This window comes from Spirobacillus cienkowskii (genome assembly GCF_037081835.1).
Lineage (GTDB): Bacteria > Bdellovibrionota_B > Oligoflexia > Silvanigrellales > Silvanigrellaceae > Silvanigrella > Silvanigrella cienkowskii.
Window position 1 is genome coordinate 1,825,306 of record NZ_CP146516.1, and the last position, 23,318, is coordinate 1,848,623.

The window sequence follows — 23,318 nt, forward strand, 5'->3', positions numbered from 1 at the left end:
GTCTAATGCAAAATGCTCAGCATATAAAAAAACGACACGAAGTGGCTACAGAAGAAACCTGGGATTTATCAGATTTATTTATAAATTTTGATGACTGGGAAAAAAATTTTTTACAACTTCCAACTGAAATTGAATTAGAAAAAGAAATTCAAAATAAATATAAAAATAAGCTATCTTCTTCTCCAGATGTACTAATAAATTGCTTAAAATTTCAAGAAACCTTATCACGAAAATTAGAAAATCTTTTTGTATATGCTTCACTCCGGGGCACCGAAGACACAGGTAACAACAAAGCAACCGAAGCCGTTGGTAAAATTGAAAATAAAATGGCTTTGTTAACTTCTAAGTTTGCGTTTCTAAACCCAGAAATTCTTAAAATTCAAAACCTAGAAAAGTGGATCTTAAAAGAACCGCTTTCTGATTATCATTTTCAATTGAGCGAACTCCTCAGAAACAAAAAACATATTTTGTCTGAACAAGAAGAAGCTATTCTTGCAAGAGTTTCTGTGCCATTAAATAATTTTAATGAAATTCACGGTAAGTGGAATGACGCAGACCTAAAGTTTATGCCAGCCTTAGACTCTTTAGGCAAAGAAAATATTGTGTCGAATTCTAGATATTCTTTAAATTTACAATCTCAAGATCGCACTCTGCGCCAAAATACGTTTCAGTCTTATTATCAAGAAATTGCAAAATGGCGCAATACAATGACTTCAAATTATTATGGCAATATGCTTTCGGGGTCGACAGTAGCACGTATTCGAAATTTTACGGGATATCTTGAAGCAGAGCTATTTCAAGACAATATCCCAGTTGCAATTTATGATAACCTCATTGCCGAAGTTAAAAAGAATTTAAGTTTACTGCATCGCAGTATGCAACTTAGAAAGAAAATTTTAGGTATAGATGCTGTTTTTCCATATGACAGAAATGTTTCTTTATATGAAAGTAAAGAACAAAATACCTTTAGTTGGGAACAAGGCCGCGACTTGGTACTGCAAGCCATTGCCCCACTTGGACAAGAATACGTTGACATTGCAACCAAAGGCTTAACGAAAGAACGGTGGATTGATCGTGCCGAAAACGAAGGCAAACGCTCTGGGGCATTTTCTTGGGGTACTTATGATTCACGTCCCTACATTTTACAAACATGGAATGGAACATTAGGCGATGTCTACACGTTAGCGCACGAACTTGGGCATTCTATGCATACATATTTTAGTAACAAAACCCAACCTTATCATTGTGCGCATTATACAATTTTTGTTGCAGAAGTTGCAAGCACCTTAAATGAGGCTTTATTAAGTAGTTACATTATTAAAAATAAAAAGGGCAGCGAACTTGCTAAATGCGTTCTCTCCGAAAACCTCGAAAACTTTGAAGGCACAGTGCTGCGACAAACACTTTTTGCGGCTTTTGAAAGAGAAGCAGCAAAAATCGTTGACCAAGATGAAACTTTTACGCCTGAAAAACTCGAAAACATTTATTTTACTTTAAATAAAGAATGGTATGGCAAAGAGTCGGCTTACCCCGATTTCATAAAACACGAATGGATGCGCATTCCGCATTTTTATTCTGCTTTTTATGTTTATAAGTATGCAACAAGCTACTGCGCTTCATTAGCTCTTGCCGAAGAATTTGAAAAAAACGCTCTAAAAGCCAGAGAATCTGTGTTTAAAATCTTAACCGCAGGGGGATCTCAATCGCCGCTTGCTATTTTAAAAGATGCTGGAATCGATTTTCTCACTCCCCACCCTGTTTCAAATGCATTTGCAAACTACAAAAAAAATATTGAACTTGCAGAAAGAGAACTCTGTTAATAATTGTGCTTGTCGTAATAGTAAAGCTAGTTTAAGGACAAGTATTCAGTTTCGTCTTTCGCTTGTGATATCTTGCAAGTTTAGGGCTCATTTTTAATAATAACTGGGAGATAAGTAATGATGACACAAAGCAAATACCAAGAAAAAATAACTCAAAGCGTAAACTTTCTAAAAGAATGGCACAACTCTGTTCCTGAAATTGGCATTGTGCTTGGGTCTGGGCTTTCTGATGCAATTCCTGGACTTTCAGAGATGAAAGGCATTCATTATTCTGAAATCCCTGGTTTTAAAAATTCGACAGTATTTGGACATACAGGCGATTTGCGGGTTGGGACTGTTTCTACAAAACTTTCAAATGGCTCTGTAAAATCACGGGAAATCGCATTTTTAAGAGGGAGAAATCATGCCTACGAAGGTCATGATGTCGGAGAAGTGGTGCACAATGTCAGAACACTCATTTCTTGGGGTGTTAAAGGTATCATATTGACAAATGCAGCAGGTTGTCTAAATACAGAGTGGGAATTGGGCAAAATGATGATTTTAACTGATCACATTAATGGCACAGGTTTGAGTCCTCTCAATGGCGAGTTTGGAAGAGGCTTTGGCGCACAATTTGTCGATCTGACAAGTTGTTATGACAAGTCTTGGCAAAAACATATTCAACAAATTGCGACAGAATTAAATCAAACAATTTATAGTGGAGTTTATTATGGTGTGCTAGGCGCTCATTATGAAACTCCTGCAGAAATTAAAATGTTTAAAAATTTTGGAGCCAGTGCAGTTGGTATGAGCACTGTTTTAGAAGCCATTGCAGCTCGACAACTTAAAGTCAAAGTTGCAGCAATCAGCAGTCTGACAAACTATGGTGCTGGACTCAAACACGAAGAACTGTCTCACGCAGAGGTGATGGATACCAACCAACGTTTTGCCTCGCAAACTGCTCAAGTTATTGTAAAAGCTTTAGCAACTTTAGAAATTTAGTTTTGATACGTGGAGTTTTTTTAACATGCAAATTGATATCAATGGTCAAGCCATGAATGTGAGTGTTCTTTTTAGCGAAACCGCAATTCGCGATCGCATTAAAGAGTTAGCACAACAAATTAATCAGGATTACGGCAAAGAAGAGACACTCATTATATTGATTGTATTGCATGGGGCACTGATATTTGGTGCAGATTTGGTGAGAAATCTAGAAATGCCAACAGAAATAGAAACTGTTCGCTTAAAAAGCTACGAAGGCATGCAGAGTTCAGGAAAAATTCAGCTTGTTGGTCAACTTCCTAAATCACTAGAAAATAATCATGTTTTAATTATTGAAGATATTATTGATACAGGACGCTCGATCCATTTTCTTTTAAATGAACTCAAAAATTTCAATCCTAAATCTGTTAAAGTTTGCTCTTTACTCAACAAACCAGAAGCTCAAGAGTTTTCAATAAAAGCAGACTACTCAGGGTTTGACATTCAAAAACATTTTGTCATTGGCTATGGACTCGATTTAGATGGAAAATACAGAAATCTCCCTTACATTGCCAATCTTTCCAAATCAAGCTAACCAAAATTGTTGTCAAACTGTTGACAACCAAAAAAGTTTTTCAGCCCTTGGAATAAAAAAAAATAAAAAATAGTTTTAATATAGTGAGAGTCTGCATTCAGGAGCATGCTTTAAGTTTTTGAGTGAGACCCTTGGCATTTTTTATTTTTTAGTCCGTTGGAAAAAACCCGGACATAGGGAGAACTGTTATGAAATTGATACCAAGTCTTTTATCGTCTGCTCTCGTTTTATCTCTAGTTGCTCCTGCCCTGGCAGAAACTGTAGCAACCTCTTCTGAAACTGTCGCATCTTCTGCTCCAGCAGCAACTCCAGCCGCGGCAACTGCTGATACTAAAAAAGAGAAAAAAGCTAAGAAAGAAAAAAAGAAAAAAGCTAAGAAAGAAGGCGAAGCAAAATAATTTTTTCAAAATAGTTGCATCAATTCAAAAAGCCTACACAATTAATGTAGGCTTTTTGATTATTTTAAAGGATATCTTATAAATTTGCCTAATTGTATACAAATGTTAACAATATAATATAATAATTTTATAGTTAGCAAAAAAGGAAGCAAACATGAATCAAGCTTTAATGATAAAAGTCGGTGCAAATATTAAAGATAACAAAGGACTTTCGCCAATATTTAACGATGACACCTATGAATATATTCCATCTCTTCTAGAACCTGATTTTAACACGAGTAAACATCACAACCACAGACATTATTCAAATATGTTATGTCAAAATAAAAATCTTCAAGACATGCATATGAGTTCTTTTGTAAACGAAGGAACAGGACATGTTGACCCTGAGTTTTACACATTTACCTATGGAGAAACTCGCAAACCTTATATCAACCTTTTAAAAAAACTGAGGGATGGAGACTTATTAGTATTTTTAATTACTTTACAAAAATACCTGCTAAAACAAGACAACTTTATCTTAACAGGCAATCCTCAATTGTTTGTTTTTGGTTTTTTTACAATTCAGGACTGGCAAAAAAATCTTTGCGAATTTGATGGGGATCTCAGTAATTTTAACTTAAATAACTTTGAAAAAACGTGTAATGAGCATATTATATATTCTTCAAAACATATTAAAACCCCAGATAATAAAAAATTATTTCTAATCCAAGGACAAAAAAATAACTCAGTTTTATTCAAACATCCATTAAAAATTTCTCAAGAAGAAAAAATTCTTAATAAATATGTAAAAAATTGGGGAATAGAACAAGTTAACAAATCTTTGCAAGCACATTGGTGTAAAAATTTTGAAACCGTTAAATCAGAACTTTTCAAACATGGACAAGAAAATCGATGGGTTGAATGGGCTATACCTTAAAATTTAAGCAACTAATAAGAAAACTCAATTGACTTGCACTCCTCTTTTAAAAAAAATAAAAGAAATTATCTGCTAGGAGGCGGCATTATGATCATAGGTTCTTACCTCGAAAAAAAGCTAAATTTTAGAATAAACGACAACAATAAAAATACAGGTTTTTTAAATTTTCCAGCAAATGGTTTAACTAAAAAAAATTATAGTCCTTCATACCAATTTGAACAAAAACATTTGTACCTAAAAATTGATTTTGATTTTGAGAAAAATTGTTTAGATGGAGAATGTTTTATTATTTTTCAACAAAAAGCGCATCAAGTATCAAATATAATTCTAAATTCATATGAACTTGAAATACAATCTGTTGCGTATTATAAATTTTCTTTGCAACCAACAAATTTTCCAGAGTTTAATGAAATTCAGAATCTTAAATTTCGTCACTGTGATTTTGAATTTGACAATCAAAATTTATTAGTTTCTTTACCACATCAAGAATTAAATAATGAATTTGTTATCCTAAAAATTAAATATAAAAAAAGCAATCCACGAGCAGGTGTTTATTTTGTGCATAAACATGAAAAAAGTCATGCTGATTATGATTGCATTTGGACTCAAGGCCAAGACTGCGATTCTCCTTATTGGTTTCCTTGCCAAGATGATACAAGACTTAAATTTACATCAGATTTAATCTTTAGTTTCCCTAAAAGTTGGAATGGAATATCTAATGGAATTAAAATTTTTGAAGATATAAAAAATTCTAAAAAAATACAGCATTGGAAAATGAACAAACCACATTCTCCATATTTGGTTGCATTTGTAGCTGGAAATATGTCTATTTCTTATGACACATGGAGAAATAAAGAAATTTCTCTGCTACTTCCAAAAACATACAAAGAGTTAACTCAAGAAATATTAGAACTTACAAAGAAAATGTTAGAGTTTTATTCTAATTATTGGAATTTTGAGTTTCCTTGGGAAAAATATGGACAAGCTTTTGTTGCCGATTTTTTGTATGGAGGAATGGAAAATACCTCTATTACTATTAATACCGACGAAGTTTTAGGTCCAAAAAATTTTTTACACGGTAATGAAAGAAGAGTCAGCCTAATTATGCATGAAATGGCGCACCAATGGTTTGGTGACTTGTTAACTTGCAAAACGTGGGCAGAAGGATGGCTCAATGAAGGATTTGCCACCCATAGCGAAATGCTTTGGGATGAATATCAAAACGGCAAGATAAGTGGCATCTTTTATGCTCGTGAAGATTATCTAAAAAACTATCTTTCTGAATCAAAATCATATTTACGTTCTATTGTTTGTAACGTATATGAATTTCCATCAGAAATATTTGATTCACACCTTTATGAAAAAGCAGCATTGGTATTAAATTATATTAGAGATTTATTAGGTGAAAAAGATTTTTGTAAATCTGTTAATTATTATTTAAATACACATGCTTTTAAAGCTGTAGAAACTAAAGATCTTCTAAATGCAATAACAGAAACAACTGGAGTCAATTTACAATGGTGTTTTGATAATTTTATTTACAGAGCAGGCCATCCAGAATTAGACGTCACAATAGATTATAATTTTGAGGAACCTAATTTTATCAATATTTCAATTAATCAAAAGCAAACCATAAATAATGAATTTCCCTTCTTTTATTTTGAAGCCTATCTTTATATAAAATATAACAATGATTCCTTTGAAGAAATTAAAATTGTAATTGATGAAAAGTTAAAAAAAATAATTATTCCTCTAAAAAATAAAATTTCATATTGTATTTTTGATCCTCGCTCTGCATTACCTGCTGATGTAAATCAAAAACTTCCAGAAAAATTTATCAAAGAAATTTTTAAGTCTCATGATCAAAATTTATCTTATTTTAAATATGTGGCAACAAACTCGATTTGCAAATATTATAATACCGAAGAAAATTACCAACTTATTTTATCTTGGCTAAAACAAGAAAAAATACATCGCGTACGCAGCGCCACGTATTCTTTGCTTGCAGAACTTGCTCCATTGCATGCAAAACATGTTTTTTTACATATTGAAGAGCAACATCCACTTGCAAAGCCAAGCTTCTTAAATAGTTTTGCAGAAATTCTCCATGAAGAACCTTTAAATACTTACGAATTATTTTATAATATTGCAAACAATGAAAATGAGCCTTTAAGCACTCGAGATGCTGCAGTCCGCAGTATTCTTACACTTTCAAAAAAATATAGCTTGCTTAGAACTGAGAGTGCAAAACAAAAAACTCTTGCTTGGTGTTTTAATTTTTTAAAAAAACCTTCTTATAATGGAATTCTCGAAAACGCAGCACTGGCATTAATTGGCGAATTTGCAGATCCACAACATATTTCTATTCTCATTACGCATTCAGAACGCATCCAACAGCACTGGCGTATTAATTCGGGAGCGTTGCTTGCCCTTGCAAAAATTTCTGCAAAATTTTCAACCTATCGCTCAGAAATAAGGCCAACCCTACTGAAATTTACAGAAACATTATTTCCAATTCGAGTTTCTGCAGCATTACCAGAAATCTGGAGTCAAACTAAAGATACCGCCTACGAAAACGCCTATCAAAAATTTATCAATCGAAAAAACTACGGAATTTTATCAATGCTGATCCCTCGTGCACGTCGGGCACGCAGCCGCTATCTAAAAAGCCTAGAAGACAATCAGATCAATGAAAAGTTAGTTGAAATTAAAGAATTAAAAGAAAAAATCAATTCTATTGAACAAGATCTTCAAGAGTTAAAAACTTTACTTGTAAAGAAAAAAAAGAAAAAGTAACAATTTGTTACAACGCTTTTTGTTTTAACAAAGTTTTAAAAGTTACATTTGACTTTTTACGACGGCTTTTGTTCTGCCATTCTTCAAGAATGTGCGATTGCATTGAATGACTATTTGATTTTGATGTTGCTGCTTGAAAACTAGAATCCCGCATCCGCATTGCATCTGCATACGCAATGGCTAACGCATCCGTGGCATCAAACGGCAAGTCCTTAAACTCAAACCCCAGGATAGCACTCATCAATTTCGCAATTGACAATTTATCTGCTCTGCCATTTCCAGAAATTATTTTTTTGGCTGACGTTGCACTAATTTCACTAATAATGAGCCCACTTTGATACGCTTCCGACAAGATAACCCCTCTTGCGTGCCCAAGAAACAACGCTGTTCTTGGGTTATCTGCTAAAAAAGAGAGCTCTAAACAAAGATGAGAAGGATGGTATGCCTCAACAACTCTTCTAAATTCGATCGCTAAATTTGCTAAACGCTGAGCAAGTTCTCCTTTTGCATTGAGTTGCCACGCTCCCGCTGCAATGGCTTTTAACTTTCCAACGGTAGAAACTTCAATTAGCCCATAGCCAGCCATTCGCGTTCCTGGATCAATGCCAAGAATTAACACAAATTTTTCTCCAAAATATGATTCTTAAAATTTAGTGCCATTTCTCAGCTGTTTTTGAGTTATTTTGCTGACTTTCCGAAGTTGCAAATGCGTTAGGCGTATCGGGTTGTTGCGCAATCATAAATATAAAAACAACCGCACTTAAGAATGCAACAAATAAAGATCCTATTAAAAAAATAGTGATCCTTGTTTTTAAAACGTCTGATTTATTTTGAGTCACCACTCAAACCTCTCTAAAAAGAAGTTGTAGACAAATATCTCTTCCTTTCTATGGCAACAACAATTCCAATGCAACTTAAAGCCGTTACCATATGAGTGCCTCCATAACTAAAAAAAGTCAGCGGAACACCCACAACAGGAAAAACACCGAGAACCATACTAATATTGATAACAAAATGAAATAGAAAAAACCCGCCAACACCAACTGCAGCCAAAGCAGAAAAAGAATCCCTCGCACGATCTGCTGTTTGAAAAATTTGAATGATGAGGACAACAAAAAGAAATATTAACAACAAACATCCAAGAAAGCCATGCTCTTCAGCCCATACAGAAAAAGCAAAATCCGTGTGTCGTTCTGGCAAAAAATTAAGCTGGGCTTGAGTCCCTTGCGAAAAACCTTGCCCCCACATCCCGCCACTTCCCACTGCAATCATACTCTGAATTGAGTGATACCCCGAACCACGGGGATCGAGCATTGGGTTGATAAAGGTTAAGACACGCTGCTTTTGATAATCATACAGAATAAAGTTCCAAGCAATCACTGCAAGTGTCAGAGTAATCGCGAATACATACAATAAACTTTTTCCACGAATTTTAATTGTTGAAATTTGTAAACTTGCAATTAAAAGTACTAAACTTGCTGTTCCTAAATCTGGTTGTAATAATATTAATACAAAAGGAATTCCAACATAAAAAATTTGTCGCCATAAACTTGTTAAAGTAAAATCAGAAAATCCTTTCATGATATTAAAACTTCGAGCAACAATTAAGATAATCATGAGTTTTGCAAATTCACTAGGCTGAATACGAATAGTTCCTAATACCAACCAACGTTCCGCTCCTTTTGCACTGCGACCAAAAATATCCACTGCAAGCAACATAAGACAAACAATCACATAACCTAAAATAGTGAGCCTCTCGATATTTTTTAGATCGAGCATGATTCCCCAAAAGATTGCGGCTAAGGTTCCAAGAAGTACAAAAATCATTTGATCATAAAATCGAGCCGGAGTGTATGCGGCATTCGTCGCGCTATAAAGATTGTAAAGACCAATAAAGATTATTGAATAGGCTGTTAATACAATTCCCCAAGGAGTTCCTTTAAATTTGTCTTTAAGAAAAGAGAGAAAGACCATATTTTTATTACCTCATATTTTCAGGCACATTAAAATTGCTTTGATCATTTCTTTCTTTCTTAATTGTAACATCATCGTCATTAATATTAATTTGCTCTCTTTGATTTTCGTTTGATCGAGAAGAAACGCTAATATTTTTTGAAGCTTTTGTAAATTTTTCGGGATGTTTCTTACGCCAATAAGCTTCAATAATTTGCTGTGCAATAGGAGCCGCATTGGCTCCTCCACCACCGCCATCGTATTCACTAAAAACAACGACAACAATTTCTGGAGTATCACTCGGACTGTACGCAGCAAACCATGCGTGGTCGAGTGCTTTAAAGGCGACATCATCCTGGCTTACGCCTTTTGTAAATTTTAGAGCAGAAGTTTGAGCAGTTCCTGTTTTTCCTGATACTGTAAACCCTTCTACCTTTGCTCTTTTTGCTGTTCCGTTAGTTCCTTCAACAACATCTTGCAATCCCTTTTTCACAATAGCTAGATTTGCAGGATTTAACTTAATTTTTCGTATGACATTTTGTTTTTCTTCAAAAATTGTTTTGCCTTTGCTATCAACAATTTTTTTTAAAAATCGAGGTTTAAATAATGTGCCACCGTTTCCAACTGCAGCAAATGCATTTAAAATCTGAATAGGAGTACAAAGATTAAATCCTTGGCCAATTGAAGCGTTGATTGTATCACCACTTAACCAAGGCAAACCTTTTGATCTCAGTTTCCATTCTGTAGATGGAGAAATTCCAGGAAGTTCCATGTTTAAGTCAAGCCCTGTTCTTTCGCCAAGCCCAAAAAGCCTACCCCATTTTGAAATTCTATCAATTCCTATTAGGTTGCCAATATTATAAAAATAAACATCACAGCTCAATTCTAATGCTGATGATAAATTAACAGGACCATGCCCCGTGTGTTTCCAGCATTTCCAACGACCATTTCCCAAAACAAAATAACCAGGGCAATTGAATTTTCGATCTGGAGTGACAACACCTTCTTCTAGAGCAGCTATTGCAACAATTATTTTGTATGTAGACCCAGGAGGATAAGCTCCTCCTGTTACTTTATCTAACAATGGCTTAAATGGATTAGAGCGTAATGTTTGCCAATCTTCCATCGTTAAACCATCTTGATAAATTGATAATTTATAATTTGGGTTAGACAAATAAACTAAAATATCACCATTATTTGGATCCATTGCACAAACTGCACCATTTTTATTTCTAAACGCTTCTGATGCCACATTTTGTAAGTCAGAATCAATTGTTAAATGAACATCATTACCTCTTTGCGTAGGTCTACTTAAATTCATAGAGATTTCTAAAGAAGAATCTGCCTGCAAACGCCCCAAAGCATCAACCAATAATGCTTCGCGCCCTTCCCCTCCTCTAAGATAACGTTCATATTTTCTTTCTATTCCTGTTTTGCCAATTATTGAACCAACACGATATTGATAATTTGAAACTTGGGAGTTTAAAATATCAAGTTCTTTGGAAGTTACTTCACCAAGATATCCAAATAAATGTGCCGATTCATTTCCTAAATAGTCTCTACGTGGCGCAGAATCAACATCAACCCCAGGCAAAAAGAATTTATTTGACTCCAATGTTGCCACTTCATGCAACGATAAATTTCTTTTAATTCTAACTGGCACAAACTTAGGATTTGATTGTGACTCGCTCAGCTTTCGTTCAATTTGATCAAGGGGGATATGAAAAAGATCAGAGACAATTGCTAAGGTTTTAGGTCTATTTTGCAAATACTGAGGAATGACTATTAAATCAAAAAATAAACGATTAGAAAGCAATATTTTACTATATCGATCGTAAATCAAACCACGTGGAGCAGGTCTTGTAATTTCTCGAACTCGATTTCTTGCTGATGCAACAGAAAAATCTGAACCTTTTATAATTTGTAAATACCAAAGTCTAGCTGTAATTGCAGCAGAAACTCCTAAAAAACAAGTAATAATAATATTTCTTCTGTTTGGATCTGAGACGGATTCTTGTTTAGACCTATTATCAAGCATCGCTCAACTCCATACTTCTAAAAGCTCATTGCTTTCTTTTTTTCGTTAGAATAAGTAAACTCAAAGAAAGAGTCTACATATGAAAACAATTTTAATAGTGGCAGTGTTATGATTGCTGTTATAATAAATCCTTTCCATGAAATACTCACTAACGACATTAAAGATAAAAAATCTCTTGGTGTTATTGACAAATATAGCAAGAAATATTTGAAAAAAAATATAATTAAAAATATAAAAAACCGACCAAATAAACTATGAAACAAAAATATTTTTGATAATAAGTTAGAAAAAACAAAAACCAGTAAAAAATACATTACATAAAATCCGGACGGAACAGCTGAATGTACTTGCAACAATAATCCTGTGTAAATAATTTTAAAAAGAGCAAAAGGCATAAAATGCTCAATACTCAAGTATATAACAGCAATTGTTATTAAATCGATATGAAACCATCTTGATTTTACATTTGCAAATAAACAAGACTGTAAATAAACAAAAAAAGTCATTACAAAAAGTGAAATTAAAAAATGCGAGCTTTTACTTCTTAAAAATCCTGTGTTACCCACCTGTTTTCTCCACATTTGCCTCAAGAAGTTTTTTCATCCAATCAACGCCACCCACTTTTCGAATGACATCAACTTCACGATTTGGATTTAATAAAATCAATGCCTCTGAAATATCACTAAAATTTACTGCAGGTTTTACCTCAATTGTTTCTGTTACACCATCTGCACTTAATCGAATATCAGTTACCTTACCAACCAAAATTCCGCTTGGAAACGCGCCGGTTAAGCCACTAGTTACAATTTCGTCACCAACAAGAATGCTACTGCCTCTTTCAAGATATTTAAATCTCATTGATTCGGCCATACTCCCTTGCAAGACGCCGCGTCTTCTATTTCTAGCGACAATGACGTCTAAGTTACTATTTGGATCAATGAGCAATAATACATCAGAATAGTCAGAAGATACACGCATAATCACCCCAATAACACCATCCTCAGCAACAACGCCCATACCTGGCTGCAAACCATTTTTTGAACCCTGATTTATTCTAACATTTTTATAAACAAATGAAGGATCAGAACTGGTCACTTCGCAGGTTAAAAATTTAACAGACGTTTTTTCTGTTAAATTTAGCAATTGTCTTAATCGATTATTTTCTGTAATAATATCATCAAATGTTTTAATTTTAACTATTAATTCTGCATTTTCTTTACGTAAAATATCAACTTCTTTTTGTGCATCTTTTAAATCAATATAAGAATGGTATGTTGAATATAAAAAATGAGTTGTAGTTAAAAAAACAGCTTCTACTGGTTTACTTAAATTGTAAGCAATTTTTTCGAGAATGCTTAATTCTTTTTTTGTGGGATGCGCAGATGAAAAAAAGTACATCGAAAAAACTAACGCAAAGATTGCAACAAGCCAAAACCCATATCTTCTGAATTGTAGCATTTTAAACCCATTAAAAATTGTCTAAATGAAAAGCGAGTTGAACCCATTAGGTTTTCAACTAAAAGTGTACGCGCTCTTTTATCGAAAATAAAGATCATCCGGTTTCTGATTTGAAATTATCTTCAAAAAATGCGAGATAATGTTGACGGTTTTATTTAGAGGAGTTTACTGTGCGACTCGTTAGCAAAATTTTTTCATCTGTAAGTCCGAAATCACTCATACTCGGTTTCCTAATTGTTATGGCATGCATCGCCTTTATCTTTACAGGTTTTGGCAGTTTAAACCCTGGCAGTTTATTTGGTCTCGATCCCAACACGGCTGTTCAAGTCGGTTCTGAAAAAATTGACATGCAGCAATTTTCTGAGGCAATTTCTTCTGCAAAAGGCTCAAAAGACATATCTCAAGAAGAATTAAGGTTAATAGCTCAAAAAGTCATGCAAGAGATGATAAAAAACAAAATCATGGTTGAACAATCTCTCAAAATTGGCTGGAAAACAGACAACCCTGAAATTGCCTCTTACATTAAAGCAATTCCATTATTTCATGACCCTGTTACAAATCAGTTTGATATCAAAATATTTAAAGATTTTCTTAGTAAACGTAATTTATCAGAATTAAATTTTTACAATATGCTAAAAGAACGCCTGGATATGCAAAAATTTATCAACCTTACGTATCTTCCTGTCGTGTTGCCACAAGAACTGCTGAAAACACAATATTTTATGCAAAACACGCAATTTAACTATCAATATGCTTTAGTATCCATTCCTGAAGACGTGTTAAAAACTAAAATTGCAACGCAAGCACAAAATTATGCCGAAGATAAAAACAATGAATTAAACTTAAAAAATCTCTACGAAAATACAAAAAATCAATTTAACAAAAAGCCGCAAACCAAAGTTATGTCAATTTTAATTTCTTACAAAACTGCGCAAAGAGCACAAGGTGAAGCATTAAATCGTACCCAAGAAGAAGCCAAAAGCGTAATAAATACGATGCTTAACCAAATTAAAAGTGGAACCGATTTTGCAAATTTAGCAGGTAAGACCAATGATGACCCTGCCGCAAAAAATAATAAAGGAAACATAGGTTTTGTTGATGAAACCAATATTGATCCCGCTTCGCTTTACGCTGTGTCTACACTTTCTGCTGAAAAGCCGCTTTCAGAAATTGCTGAAACCCCTTTTGGATTTCGAATTTTTAAATTTGTTGAAGGGATACCAGGTGTGACTAAAAAATTTGAAGACGTAAAAATTCAGTTGGCAGAAAAAATTCTTGGCGAACAAATTAAACAAAAACTGGATGCCGAGCTACAACAAGATATTAGCAGTGCCATTGTTGCAAAAAATATCTCTAAATTAAGCAGCATACTGTCTGAAAATAAAATTTCTTGGCAATATGCCACAAAACTTTATAAAATTTCAGACCCTTACATTAATGAACTTGGCATCGCAAACAAACTTGCTCCTTTAATTTTTTCGCTCAAGAAACCAGGCGATATTATTCCTCAAGTGGTTGATTTTGGCACTAAAAAGGCAATAATCAAGCTCGTTTCAAAAACTCCACCAACAACAAATACAATGCAATTTGAGACTGTAAAAAAGGACACAACAAATACTTTAAATGAAGAATTTGTGTCGGCACTGGAACAAAAGTTAGCAAAAAGTTACGAAAATAATGGTAAAATTAAAATTAATCCAGTTATTCTAAAGTAACCTTGATTCTAACTTTAAAGTGAAAGGTCATAACATTGCAAAATGATGTTGACGTTTATATTATTCAAAAGCAAACCACTTTGGAACGCTATACAAAACACAATTTAAAGTTTAATTTTTATGATTACCTCATTAAAGACAAACAAACTCCTGCGCCACTCCAATTTGCACACAATGCTCATGTAAAAAGCCGCGATATTTTGTTAAAATCCCTTGAATCACTGGGATTGTCTTACAAACTGTTCCATTTGGAAGATCTGTTAAAAAATACTATTTCATATTATGACGAAGAAATTGTAAATTCTGGATTAAAGCCCAAACGCAACCTTGTCATTTCACTTGGGGGAGATGGCACCCTGTTGCATGCAAGCCATCATGTTGGTGGCGACGTTTGCTTGCTTGGGATCAATTCATGCCCAGAACATTCTATTGGTCATCTTTGCCCTGTAATACCAGATCATATTGAAAGTGCGTTAAAGTGTTTTATCAACCAAGAATTTCATAGTAAGTCATTACGCCGTTTAAAACTGAACTTATCACGGAAGGCATCTCTTCCTTTAGCATTAAATGATGTTTTATTATGCAATAAACATCCTGCTGCGACCAGTCGCTATCAATTATCAGTTTATAATCATGCTCAAAATAAAGAACAGCTTCAGGAAAAACAACTCTCAAGCGGCCTTTGGATTGCAACCGCGGCAGGTAGCACAGCGGCCATCGCATCTTATGGTTTTGAGCAGATTGCACTTGATTCTCCAACAATTCACATTGCCGTTCGAGAACCCTACACACCACGACATGAAAAATTTAGCCTTGAAAAGGGGAGATTAAATGGCGATGAAAATTCAATCACATTTTTCTCAAGAATGCGCCAAGGCCTTGTTTGTGTTGATGGTCCTGACTCCTGTGCACACCTAGGATTTGGTGACACAGTTCAGCTCAGCTTGCCAGAAAAATGCTCACTCAAACTCATTCTCGACTTTTTTGGCAAAGTTCCGACCTTTCCATTTGATAAGCATAAATGAAATGATTAGTGTAAAAGGATTGGAAGGGAGGGCTTTTTAAACAATGAAGCACCATAATTACGGAAAAGAATATTACATTACAACAAAACATAAAGAACTCGTTGCTTGGGCACGAAAAAACTCACTATGGCCTTATCCATTTGGAACCGCATGTTGCGGAATTGAGCTCATGTCTGTTATGGGTCCTAAATACGATTTGGCACGCTTTGGTGCCGAAGTTGTGCGTTTTTCTCCCAAACAAGCCAATCTTTTGATTGTAGCTGGAACTATCACAGAAAAAATGGGACCAGTGATTAAAAGAATTTATGAGCAGATGCCTGAACCAAAATGGGTCATTTCAATGGGAGCTTGCGCATCGTCTGGAGGATTTTATAGAGCCTATCATGTGATGCAAGGAATTGATAAAATCATTCCCGTTGATGTTTATATTCCTGGTTGTCCTCCAACTCCCGAAGCGGTACTCGATGGCTTTATGCAACTTCAAGAAAAAATAAAAAATGAAGCCACCGAAACTGCAACAGAGCCGGAAAATTGATGAAGGACGAAAAACTTCGTATTTTAATTATTGAAGACGATCGTGATTTAAATAATCTACTCAAATATACGTTAGAATCCTCAAATGACTTTGAGGTTAAGTCCCATTTTGACGGGCAAGGCGCCTATGAAATGATTGTTCAATTTCAACCAGCCCTTGTTCTATTAGATGTTATGCTCCCTAACATTTATGGTACAGAGATTCTAAAAAATGTGCGAGAAAATCCTACCACCTCTAGCGTTTTTGTAATACTCCTCACCGCACGTTCGCAAGAACAGGATAAAGTTGAAGGTTTTGAAGCTGGAGCTGATGATTATATTACCAAACCATTTTCGCCCAAAGAATTATTATTGCGCGTTAACGCTCTTTTGCGACGCTCACATTCAAATAAAAACTTTGTCAATATCAATAAAGATAACCAGGATAAAATTGAAGAGAATGTTAACCATAAAATTATTTCTGTTGGTTCAATAAAAATTTACCCTGACGAATTTAGAGTGACTGTTCTTAACGAAACAGTTTCGCTCACCGCAACCGAGTACCAATTGCTGATATTTTTAGCTGAAAGAGTAGGAAAACTTCAAAGCCGAGACGCTTTATTGCAAAAAGTCTGGGGCTACGAAGGGCAAGTGAATACAAGAACTGTTGATACTCATATAAAACGTTTAAGGCAAAAACTTGGAACCGCAGGCAGCATGATCGAAACAATTCATGGCTTTGGATATCAATTAATCGAAAGCTAGAACATTATTATTTAATAATTTTTCTTAAATATAGCTATATAGATTATTTATAAACAATTTTTTAAAGATTACCATTTTTTAAAGAATTATAATAAGGACAAAGCAAAGAACTTGTATAAGCCATACCAGAATATAAATTTTCTTTAATTAAGGTTTTAAATCCACTATTTTCAATGGCATATTTAATATCCTGGCTTTTACAATATACAGGAGCAATTTTTTTATACATATCATAGGTTGTGCGAAAAGAAGCGCTAGCAATTACACTATATACTGCCGCGATAGATATGTAGAATATAATTATTTTTTTATATTTATCTAAAAAATCAAATTTTAATTCAGAAAGCCTTCTAAACAAAATGTAAAACGAAACAAAAAACACACAGAGCAACGAATGGTTTGGAAGTTTTTTAGTAACAGAAAATAATGATAAAAAAACTATTATTATTGGTACAATTAAGCAAATAATATCAAATTTATCCATAATAGTTAATTTATTATTTTTAGCAAGATTTCTTACATTAAAAAGAATTGACCATCTCTTTTTTGAAAAATAAAATGATACGTTAATAAAAATAATAATAAAAGACAATAGCTCAATAATAAACAATAAAGGTATTAGGTATAAATTATCAGATAAAAATCCTTTTTCAAACCTATTATAAAGATCTCCAGTTGAAAATGACATCAGCTTATAAAATGTGTGAGGAGCATTTAATAAATTATAAAAATCTAGTTTTAAATTCTTAGATGCAGAATCTAAAAAACCCCACGTTGGCTCATCTAATTTGACAAGATTTAGTTTTATTAAAAAATAAGGATATAAAGTTAATATTGCAGGTATCTGAGAAAAAACAAGAACATTTATTCTTGGAAATGGAAATAATTTTATTAAAAAAAGTACTCCTAATAATACAATTATAATTAAAAATTGTAAGTTAGTTTGCAACGCAAGTGGAGGTATCAATAAACATAAAAATACACCAAAATTTACATGTTTTTTGTAAAAAACCAAGGTTAATCCTAAAATAACAAACAAAGAAAAAAATGTTGCCAGAGATGCATTCCAAGCATTTGAAAAATAAATATTCCAAGGAGAAAAAATAATAAACGCAAAAACATAAATATTTTTAAATTGCTTAAATAAAAAAGTAATCCATAAATATAAAAATACACAAAATATTAAATTTAAAAATTGAATATAAACTATCATCGAAAAAGGAGAGGTTGAAAAAAACATGGGAATGCTAGCAAATAACGATTGAAAATATCCTGGAATTAAAGAATTTGAATAAACTACAGGCATCCCATGATTAATAGGGCTCATATCCTTAAATGCATAAAATCCTAATTGCCACAATCGCGCCTCATCTTCGGTATAATGAGAATAATAGCCACAAAAAATTCTTAAAACTAAACATATTAAAAACAAACAAATATACCAATTATATTTTTTAATAATATTCAAAAACATTTATTTTACACCTTAATATAAAAATAAAATCTAAATATAGGTAGATAATATAATTTTAAAATAAAATCAATCAAATTTTTTCATTTAAAGAATGCTAGCAAATAATGAAAAAGGCAAGATTTTTAGAAAGCTTCTTGCAAAAGATAGTAAAATTACAGATCATACATATGGCAGACTAAACACATGGTAAAAGTTTGATCACACTTCCTAATCATCTTTCAACAATTTTAATTTTTGTGCTTGTTCCATATCTTCTTTTGATGATTGTGGTGGGTAAATTTGAGATTCAGCACATTTTTCATGACCTTCTTCTACGCCATTAGACATATAGCAATATACTTTTTTTGAATTAACTCTTTGTATATCATAATTTCCATTATTTAAAACACGAACAAATGCAATCGCAAATCGATGAGGATCGCTGACTAAAAACATTTTTTCATGATTATTTTTTAAATACACAAGCTCATCTTTAATATATGGAGACAATTCTGTTACATTAGACACCGCTATAACTTTATTTTTAGTATTAATAAATCCACCATTTTCAAGCTTATAAGCATACATAAGTTTATAAACACGGAATAAATTAATTCTTGATTCGGATTGCTGACCCTTTGCTTTAAAAATACTCACTTTAGGAATCACAATAATTGATAACACGGCTAGAATTGAAATTATAATCAAAACCCCTGTTGTTGTATAACCTTTATTACATTTTAATTTTATTGAATTAATTTTTTTACTCATGAATCTTATCGCGACCCCACTCTTTAAACCACTTATCGCTAGACTTTTTCTAAAATTGAATAAATATTTTAAAAAATATCAATACATTTAAGTATTGATATTTATTGATTTTTTTTAAAATATTTAAATTAATACAGAAACACTATAAAAATAGAGCTAAAAATTTAAAAATCACTTATCTTCAATGCAAAACTTGCCGAGTGACTAATAGAACAATAAGATCGTAACAGAGCCCTGATTAAGAAAGAAGTTTTATGGGAAGTTTTGATCCAACTGGCGACGAATATAAAAAAATTAAGGAAGTATATTTAAAGTATATTGAAAGTTACAAAGCTCTCAACAAAAATTCAACAAAAGGTGCGACTACTTTTGCAGATTTTTATATTTATAGAACTTACATTAGTAAATACTCAGATCCTCGTAAATTTTTTATACATACAAACCGTTAATTGATGGACTAAAAAAACAATGAAAAATCAAAACTCAATTTTTGAACAACTTGAGCATGAAAATAATGAGACTAGTGTTTTAAATTATATAAATAAATACCAAAATATTTATCTCCCCTTTTACTCTTCTCAAGGTCAAGAATACAAATTTCAAGGCGCTAATAATATTTCAATTTCTGCAAGAATTTTTATTCATAGCACACCAAAAGGAAAATTTTTATTAACCACAGGATACAATGAGTCTCATTTAAAATATGCGGAATTTATTATGAATTTATTTGAAATGGGCTTTTCAGTTTATTGCTTCGATCACCGAGGACAAGGTTTTTCTGAACGATTTTCTGAACAATCTAAAAGAGGGTTCGTTGACAAATTTGAACATTATATCAAAGATTTAAGCCATTTTTTTGATTATGTATCTCGTCACGACAACCCCGTATTGCCTGTACATATTATTGCGCATTCTATGGGAGGTGCTATCAGCCTTTTAGCTTTATTAAACCAAAAAATAACACCCAAAAGCCTTGTTCTAAGCGCCCCAATGCTTGAAATTGTTCTTGGACCAACTCGTTTACTTGAACTGCCAGTACTTTATTTATCACATCTCATGTGCCTTTTAGGTAGGAGCAAAAATTATGTTTTTGGACAAACTGATTGTATTCCATTTCGACCATTTGAAGGCAATGATGTGACCAATTCTAAAGGTCGGTATACTGCGTGGCGGAATCATATTCATGATCTCGAAGAAATGCAGCTAGGTGGGCCTACGTTTGGCTGGATGCAGCAAGCAATACTATTTTCTAAGAAAATAAGAAAAACAAAAAACGAAATAAAAACCCCAATTCTTATTTTGCAAGCAGAAAAGGACACCGTTGTTGCCAATGATGCTCAAACAGCATTTTGCAAAAAGCTATCAAACTGTAATTTAATTTTAGTTAATCACGCTAAACATGAGGTTTTGATGGAAGCAGATTGCATTAGAAATCAGGTACTTGAAGATATTAAAAATTTTGTGATGGGAGTGAAATAAAAAAACCTCCTATCATCTAGGAGGTTTAAATAAGATTAAGGCTGCACAGAGCTACTCTTCCACACCTAAAGGTGCAGTACCATTGCCGCTGGTAGGCTTGACTTCGGAGTTCGGAATGGGATCCGGTATTTCCCCACCGCAATCAGCACAGCCAAATCGAGGCTATAAACTAAACCAATAGGTATGTGTTTTTAATTGATAAGTCAAGAAAAAGTAGTAAAAAAATTATTCCTAAAAAATTAATCTATTATATCAATTTATTACACAAACGAACTATCCGTCTTGCTGCGTCTTCGATATTTTCTTGCCCTTGAGTCAAAGACGCTCTAAAATATCCAGGACATCCAAATGCACTCCCCGGAACACATAAAACTCCAGCATGCACAAGTTCTTCACAAAACTGTCTATCATCTTTTTGTGGAGATTTAGGAAAAACAAAAAAACCTGCATCGGGGGTTTGAGTTTTCACCCCACATTCTTCTAAAATTTTAATAAAAGACAACACTCGTTTTTGATACACTGCGACATCGACTTTAAAGTCGTAGGCATAAGGAATAAGACGCTGCATCAATCGAGGAGCGCTGACAAAACCAAGTACTCGTGAAGAGTTTCTCAACGCTTGAGAAAGATCAAATGCAAATTTATCATTTTTCCATGCAATAAACCCAATTCTTTCACCAGCCAATCCCAAATCCTTTGAAAAAGAACGAACAATCCAAGTAAATGGGTAATTTTTGAGCAAAGAATAAGAACTTTTCGAATCATAAACAATACGATAATAAGGTTCATCAGAAATTATTTGAATAACTTGGTTATATTTCTTAAGGCGCAATTTAAGAATGTCAATAATTTTTTGCAATACCTCTTCTTGATAAGCAATTCCAGCAGGGTTATTGGGACTATTTAAAACAATTAATTTTGTTTTATGAGAAATTTTTTTTTCAAAATCTTTTAGTATAGGATTATGAAAAGAATTACTTTTTACAATAATGGGTTTTGCTCCAAAGTTGTGAGTATAGGGAATATACTCGGGAAAGTAAGGAGCAAAAATTATGACCTCATCATTAGGGTCCAAAAAAGTTCTAAATAAAATTTGCAAAGCACCCGCAGCTCCAACACTTAAATAAACAGAATCAGGCGAAACATCTATTCCTTCAGATTGCGATAATCGATTCGCTAAAAATTGTCTGACCTCCATGAGCCCTGCTGCATCCATATATCTGTGATTGCCTTTTTCTTTACTACTTACTAACTCTGTTAAAATTTTTTTTAACTCTTGGGGGGGTTCTAAATCAGGATTTCCTAAAGAAAGATCAATTAAATTAAGATCTGGATTTGTTTCTTTTAATTTTTGACCTAACATAAATATTCTACGTATGTCTCCACCCATTTGAGATAGTTTATCAAATTTCTTAGAAAAGCACTTAGCTATTTTTTGTTTTTTAAATTCATTCATCATTTAAAAAATCCTTAAATTAAATTTAAATTGATAAATTATAAAATAAAAAAGATATTAACTTACATAATTAAGTTAATATCTGAAATATTATTTAAATACAAACAAATTAACCTAACAAACGTAACGCAGCTCCTGGAGATTGATTTGCTTGCGACAACACAGCAACACCTGCTTGTTTAAGAATATTACTTTGAGCATACCGTGTCGTTTCTTCAGCAAAATCTGTATCACGTATACGACTATTTGCAGCAGAAAAGTTTTCACTCATAATTGCTAAGTTAGCAACTGTTGAACCTAAACGACTTTGAATCGCTCCTAAATCTGCGCGAAAACCTGCTATGGTATTGATTGCATCATCAAGTTTCGCAATCGATCGTTGAGCTTTATTTTTTGAAACTGTTGAATCTTTTACACCTTCAACGTAAACACCTGTGGAATCCTTACTATCGTCGTTACCACGACCTAATTTTAAACCCACAGTGCTTGTATCAATTTGATCAAACTTTACTCGAATAATATTGACTGGATTTCTACCAAATGGATCTTTTATACCAATTGCGTCAACTCCTTCATACCAGTTTTTACCAACTTGAATTTCAAAAGGAGGTGTATTGATCCGATTTAACATTTTTTCATCAGGTATCTTTTTGGCAGCATTTTGGCCAATTAGTAACAAGCTCCCATTATACTCTGTAGAATTTGTAATACGATCAATTTCATCTTTTAAAGCTGTATATTCTTTATTAATAAAATTACGCTCATTGTTACCTATTGTATCAGATGCGCCTTGCACAGAAAGTTCTCTTAAACGACTTAAAATGTTACTTATTTCGTTCATCCCACCTTCGGCAACCTGTACCATTGAAATACCATCATTAGCATTTCTTTTTGCCATATTTAAACCTCTGATGTCTGCTTTTAGTTTCTCACTAATTGCAAGACCAGCTGCATCATCTGATGACTTGTTGATTCTGTAACCAGAACTGAGTTTTTCCATAGATAGATCATTTGCAGAAGTTGAAATAGCGAGTGATCTTTGTGAGTTTAGAGATTGTATATTGGTTTGAATTCGTAAACCCATAATCTGTTTCCTCCATGAAACAATAATTTCCCCGAAGGGATTAGCAGTCATCCTGACCGCCATATTCCTCGTTTAAAAATCAGCGTAAAAGATTTAGGTTCTTAGTACGGCGACAATTAA

At 33.2% G+C, this 23,318-nt stretch carries 22 protein-coding genes and 1 rRNA gene; 12 read left to right on the forward strand and 11 right to left on the reverse strand.

Features of this window, described 5'->3' with window-relative positions; translation table 11 throughout:
* Nucleotides 1-5 precede the first annotated feature (5 nt).
* The 6 genes from pepF to Spiro2_RS08115 all read left to right on the forward strand — a co-directional run bounded on the left by pepF (nt 6) and on the right by Spiro2_RS08115 (nt 7,488).
* A complete protein-coding gene (pepF, locus tag Spiro2_RS08090; protein ID WP_338635207.1) occupies nt 6-1,820 on the forward strand; it encodes an oligoendopeptidase F in 1,815 nt (604 codons plus the stop codon).
* A 117-nt stretch (nt 1,821-1,937) separates the two neighbouring features.
* The gene (locus Spiro2_RS08095; protein ID WP_338635208.1) at nt 1,938-2,801 is read left to right on the forward strand and encodes a purine-nucleoside phosphorylase; all 864 of its coding nucleotides are present in this window, start codon (nt 1,938-1,940) and stop codon (nt 2,799-2,801) included.
* Nucleotides 2,802-2,826: 25 nt separating this feature from the next.
* Nucleotides 2,827-3,375 carry a hypoxanthine phosphoribosyltransferase gene (hpt, locus tag Spiro2_RS08100; RefSeq protein ID WP_338635210.1) on the forward strand — a complete coding sequence of 183 codons (549 nt, stop codon included), beginning with the start codon at nt 2,827-2,829 and terminating at the stop codon, nt 3,373-3,375.
* 188 nt (nt 3,376-3,563) lie between these two features.
* Nucleotides 3,564-3,773 (forward strand): hypothetical protein, encoded by a 210-nt coding sequence (locus tag Spiro2_RS08105; protein ID WP_338635211.1) that lies wholly within the window; start codon nt 3,564-3,566, stop codon nt 3,771-3,773.
* 154 nt (nt 3,774-3,927) lie between these two features.
* Nucleotides 3,928-4,692 (forward strand): hypothetical protein, encoded by a 765-nt coding sequence (locus Spiro2_RS08110; RefSeq protein WP_338635213.1) that lies wholly within the window; start codon nt 3,928-3,930, stop codon nt 4,690-4,692.
* Nucleotides 4,693-4,779: 87 nt separating this feature from the next.
* Nucleotides 4,780-7,488 (forward strand): M1 family metallopeptidase, encoded by a 2,709-nt coding sequence (locus Spiro2_RS08115; RefSeq protein WP_338635214.1) that lies wholly within the window; start codon nt 4,780-4,782, stop codon nt 7,486-7,488.
* A 7-nt stretch (nt 7,489-7,495) separates the two neighbouring features.
* On the opposite strand, the gene Spiro2_RS08120 is transcribed toward Spiro2_RS08115, so the two are convergent.
* Genes Spiro2_RS08120 through mreC form a run of 6 tightly spaced genes read right to left on the reverse strand, consistent with a single transcriptional unit; the run spans nt 7,496 to nt 12,937 of the window.
* Nucleotides 7,496-8,107 (reverse strand): crossover junction endodeoxyribonuclease RuvC, encoded by a 612-nt coding sequence (locus Spiro2_RS08120; RefSeq protein ID WP_338635215.1) that lies wholly within the window; start codon nt 8,105-8,107, stop codon nt 7,496-7,498.
* Nucleotides 8,108-8,138: 31 nt separating this feature from the next.
* Nucleotides 8,139-8,330: a hypothetical protein gene (locus Spiro2_RS08125; RefSeq protein WP_338635216.1), complete on the reverse strand. Its 192-nt coding sequence runs from the start codon at nt 8,328-8,330 to the stop codon at nt 8,139-8,141.
* A gap of 10 nt (nt 8,331-8,340) precedes the next feature.
* On the reverse strand, nt 8,341-9,462 hold the full coding sequence (gene rodA / locus Spiro2_RS08130) for a rod shape-determining protein RodA (protein ID WP_338635217.1): 1,122 nt from the start codon (nt 9,460-9,462) through the stop codon (nt 8,341-8,343).
* Nucleotides 9,463-9,469: 7 nt separating this feature from the next.
* Nucleotides 9,470-11,479, reverse strand: a complete 2,010-nt coding sequence (mrdA, locus tag Spiro2_RS08135) for a penicillin-binding protein 2 (protein ID WP_338635218.1) — start codon at nt 11,477-11,479, stop codon at nt 9,470-9,472.
* 17 nt (nt 11,480-11,496) lie between these two features.
* On the reverse strand, nt 11,497-12,045 hold the full coding sequence (locus Spiro2_RS08140; RefSeq protein WP_338635219.1) for a hypothetical protein: 549 nt from the start codon (nt 12,043-12,045) through the stop codon (nt 11,497-11,499).
* The gene (mreC, locus tag Spiro2_RS08145; protein WP_338635220.1) at nt 12,038-12,937 is read right to left on the reverse strand and encodes a rod shape-determining protein MreC; all 900 of its coding nucleotides are present in this window, start codon (nt 12,935-12,937) and stop codon (nt 12,038-12,040) included. The genes Spiro2_RS08140 and mreC overlap by 8 nt, the downstream gene beginning before the upstream one ends.
* Nucleotides 12,938-13,107: 170 nt before the next feature.
* On the opposite strand from mreC, the gene Spiro2_RS08150 reads away from it, so the two are divergent.
* From Spiro2_RS08150 to Spiro2_RS08165, 4 genes are read left to right on the forward strand one after another with little or no spacing between them, the layout of a single operon-like run.
* Complete coding sequence (locus Spiro2_RS08150) at nt 13,108-14,652, forward strand: peptidylprolyl isomerase (protein ID WP_338635221.1); 1,545 nt, start codon at nt 13,108-13,110, stop codon at nt 14,650-14,652.
* 35 nt (nt 14,653-14,687) lie between these two features.
* Nucleotides 14,688-15,677 carry an NAD(+)/NADH kinase gene (locus tag Spiro2_RS08155; RefSeq protein ID WP_338635222.1) on the forward strand — a complete coding sequence of 330 codons (990 nt, stop codon included), beginning with the start codon at nt 14,688-14,690 and terminating at the stop codon, nt 15,675-15,677.
* 43 nt (nt 15,678-15,720) lie between these two features.
* The gene (locus Spiro2_RS08160; RefSeq protein ID WP_338635223.1) at nt 15,721-16,212 is read left to right on the forward strand and encodes an NADH-quinone oxidoreductase subunit NuoB; all 492 of its coding nucleotides are present in this window, start codon (nt 15,721-15,723) and stop codon (nt 16,210-16,212) included.
* On the forward strand, nt 16,212-16,955 hold the full coding sequence (locus Spiro2_RS08165) for a response regulator transcription factor (RefSeq protein WP_338635224.1): 744 nt from the start codon (nt 16,212-16,214) through the stop codon (nt 16,953-16,955). The genes Spiro2_RS08160 and Spiro2_RS08165 overlap by 1 nt, the downstream gene beginning before the upstream one ends.
* 61 nt (nt 16,956-17,016) lie before the next feature.
* Here Spiro2_RS08165 and Spiro2_RS08170 read toward each other — a convergent pair whose 3' ends face one another.
* Nucleotides 17,017-18,429 (reverse strand): hypothetical protein, encoded by a 1,413-nt coding sequence (locus tag Spiro2_RS08170; RefSeq protein WP_338635225.1) that lies wholly within the window; start codon nt 18,427-18,429, stop codon nt 17,017-17,019.
* A gap of 207 nt (nt 18,430-18,636) precedes the next feature.
* A complete protein-coding gene (locus Spiro2_RS08175; RefSeq protein WP_338635226.1) occupies nt 18,637-19,179 on the reverse strand; it encodes a type II secretion system protein in 543 nt (180 codons plus the stop codon).
* A 254-nt stretch (nt 19,180-19,433) separates the two neighbouring features.
* Here Spiro2_RS08175 and Spiro2_RS08180 point away from each other — a divergent pair, with 254 nt between their 5' ends.
* Together Spiro2_RS08180 and Spiro2_RS08185 are read left to right on the forward strand one after the other, a co-directional pair.
* Complete coding sequence (locus Spiro2_RS08180) at nt 19,434-19,628, forward strand: hypothetical protein (RefSeq protein ID WP_338635227.1); 195 nt, start codon at nt 19,434-19,436, stop codon at nt 19,626-19,628.
* Nucleotides 19,629-19,647: 19 nt separating this feature from the next.
* Nucleotides 19,648-20,658: an alpha/beta hydrolase gene (locus Spiro2_RS08185; RefSeq protein WP_338635229.1), complete on the forward strand. Its 1,011-nt coding sequence runs from the start codon at nt 19,648-19,650 to the stop codon at nt 20,656-20,658.
* Between the two features lie 38 nt (nt 20,659-20,696).
* Here Spiro2_RS08185 and rrf read toward each other — a convergent pair.
* The 3 genes from rrf to Spiro2_RS08200 all read right to left on the reverse strand — a co-directional run bounded on the left by rrf (nt 20,697) and on the right by Spiro2_RS08200 (nt 23,198).
* Nucleotides 20,697-20,811, reverse strand: a 5S ribosomal RNA gene (gene rrf, locus Spiro2_RS08190).
* A gap of 94 nt (nt 20,812-20,905) precedes the next feature.
* Nucleotides 20,906-22,117: a pyridoxal phosphate-dependent aminotransferase gene (locus tag Spiro2_RS08195; RefSeq protein WP_338635230.1), complete on the reverse strand. Its 1,212-nt coding sequence runs from the start codon at nt 22,115-22,117 to the stop codon at nt 20,906-20,908.
* Between the two features lie 106 nt (nt 22,118-22,223).
* On the reverse strand, nt 22,224-23,198 hold the full coding sequence (locus Spiro2_RS08200; RefSeq protein WP_338635231.1) for a flagellin: 975 nt from the start codon (nt 23,196-23,198) through the stop codon (nt 22,224-22,226).
* Between the last annotated feature and the right edge of the window lie 120 nt (nt 23,199-23,318).

Excerpts from the sequence above, each read along its gene's own strand:
- pepF (WP_338635207.1), top strand. The coding sequence starts at position 6 with ATGCAAAATGCTCAGCATATAAAAAAACGACACGAAGTGGCTACAGAA.
- Spiro2_RS08095 (WP_338635208.1), top strand. The coding sequence starts at position 1,938 with ATGATGACACAAAGCAAATACCAAGAAAAAATAACTCAAAGCGTAAAC.
- hpt (WP_338635210.1), top strand. The coding sequence starts at position 2,827 with ATGCAAATTGATATCAATGGTCAAGCCATGAATGTGAGTGTTCTTTTT.
- Spiro2_RS08105 (WP_338635211.1), top strand. The coding sequence starts at position 3,564 with ATGAAATTGATACCAAGTCTTTTATCGTCTGCTCTCGTTTTATCTCTA.
- Spiro2_RS08110 (WP_338635213.1), top strand. The coding sequence starts at position 3,928 with ATGAATCAAGCTTTAATGATAAAAGTCGGTGCAAATATTAAAGATAAC.
- Spiro2_RS08115 (WP_338635214.1), top strand. The coding sequence starts at position 4,780 with ATGATCATAGGTTCTTACCTCGAAAAAAAGCTAAATTTTAGAATAAAC.
- rodA (WP_338635217.1), bottom strand. The coding sequence starts at position 9,462 with ATGGTCTTTCTCTCTTTTCTTAAAGACAAATTTAAAGGAACTCCTTGG.
- mrdA (WP_338635218.1), bottom strand. The coding sequence starts at position 11,479 with ATGCTTGATAATAGGTCTAAACAAGAATCCGTCTCAGATCCAAACAGA.
- mreC (WP_338635220.1), bottom strand. The coding sequence starts at position 12,937 with ATGCTACAATTCAGAAGATATGGGTTTTGGCTTGTTGCAATCTTTGCG.
- Spiro2_RS08160 (WP_338635223.1), top strand. The coding sequence starts at position 15,721 with ATGAAGCACCATAATTACGGAAAAGAATATTACATTACAACAAAACAT.
- Spiro2_RS08165 (WP_338635224.1), top strand. The coding sequence starts at position 16,212 with ATGAAGGACGAAAAACTTCGTATTTTAATTATTGAAGACGATCGTGAT.
- Spiro2_RS08170 (WP_338635225.1), bottom strand. The coding sequence starts at position 18,429 with ATGTTTTTGAATATTATTAAAAAATATAATTGGTATATTTGTTTGTTT.
- Spiro2_RS08175 (WP_338635226.1), bottom strand. The coding sequence starts at position 19,179 with ATGAGTAAAAAAATTAATTCAATAAAATTAAAATGTAATAAAGGTTAT.
- Spiro2_RS08180 (WP_338635227.1), top strand. The coding sequence starts at position 19,434 with ATGGGAAGTTTTGATCCAACTGGCGACGAATATAAAAAAATTAAGGAA.
- Spiro2_RS08185 (WP_338635229.1), top strand. The coding sequence starts at position 19,648 with ATGAAAAATCAAAACTCAATTTTTGAACAACTTGAGCATGAAAATAAT.
- Spiro2_RS08195 (WP_338635230.1), bottom strand. The coding sequence starts at position 22,117 with ATGATGAATGAATTTAAAAAACAAAAAATAGCTAAGTGCTTTTCTAAG.
- Spiro2_RS08200 (WP_338635231.1), bottom strand. The coding sequence starts at position 23,198 with ATGGGTTTACGAATTCAAACCAATATACAATCTCTAAACTCACAAAGA.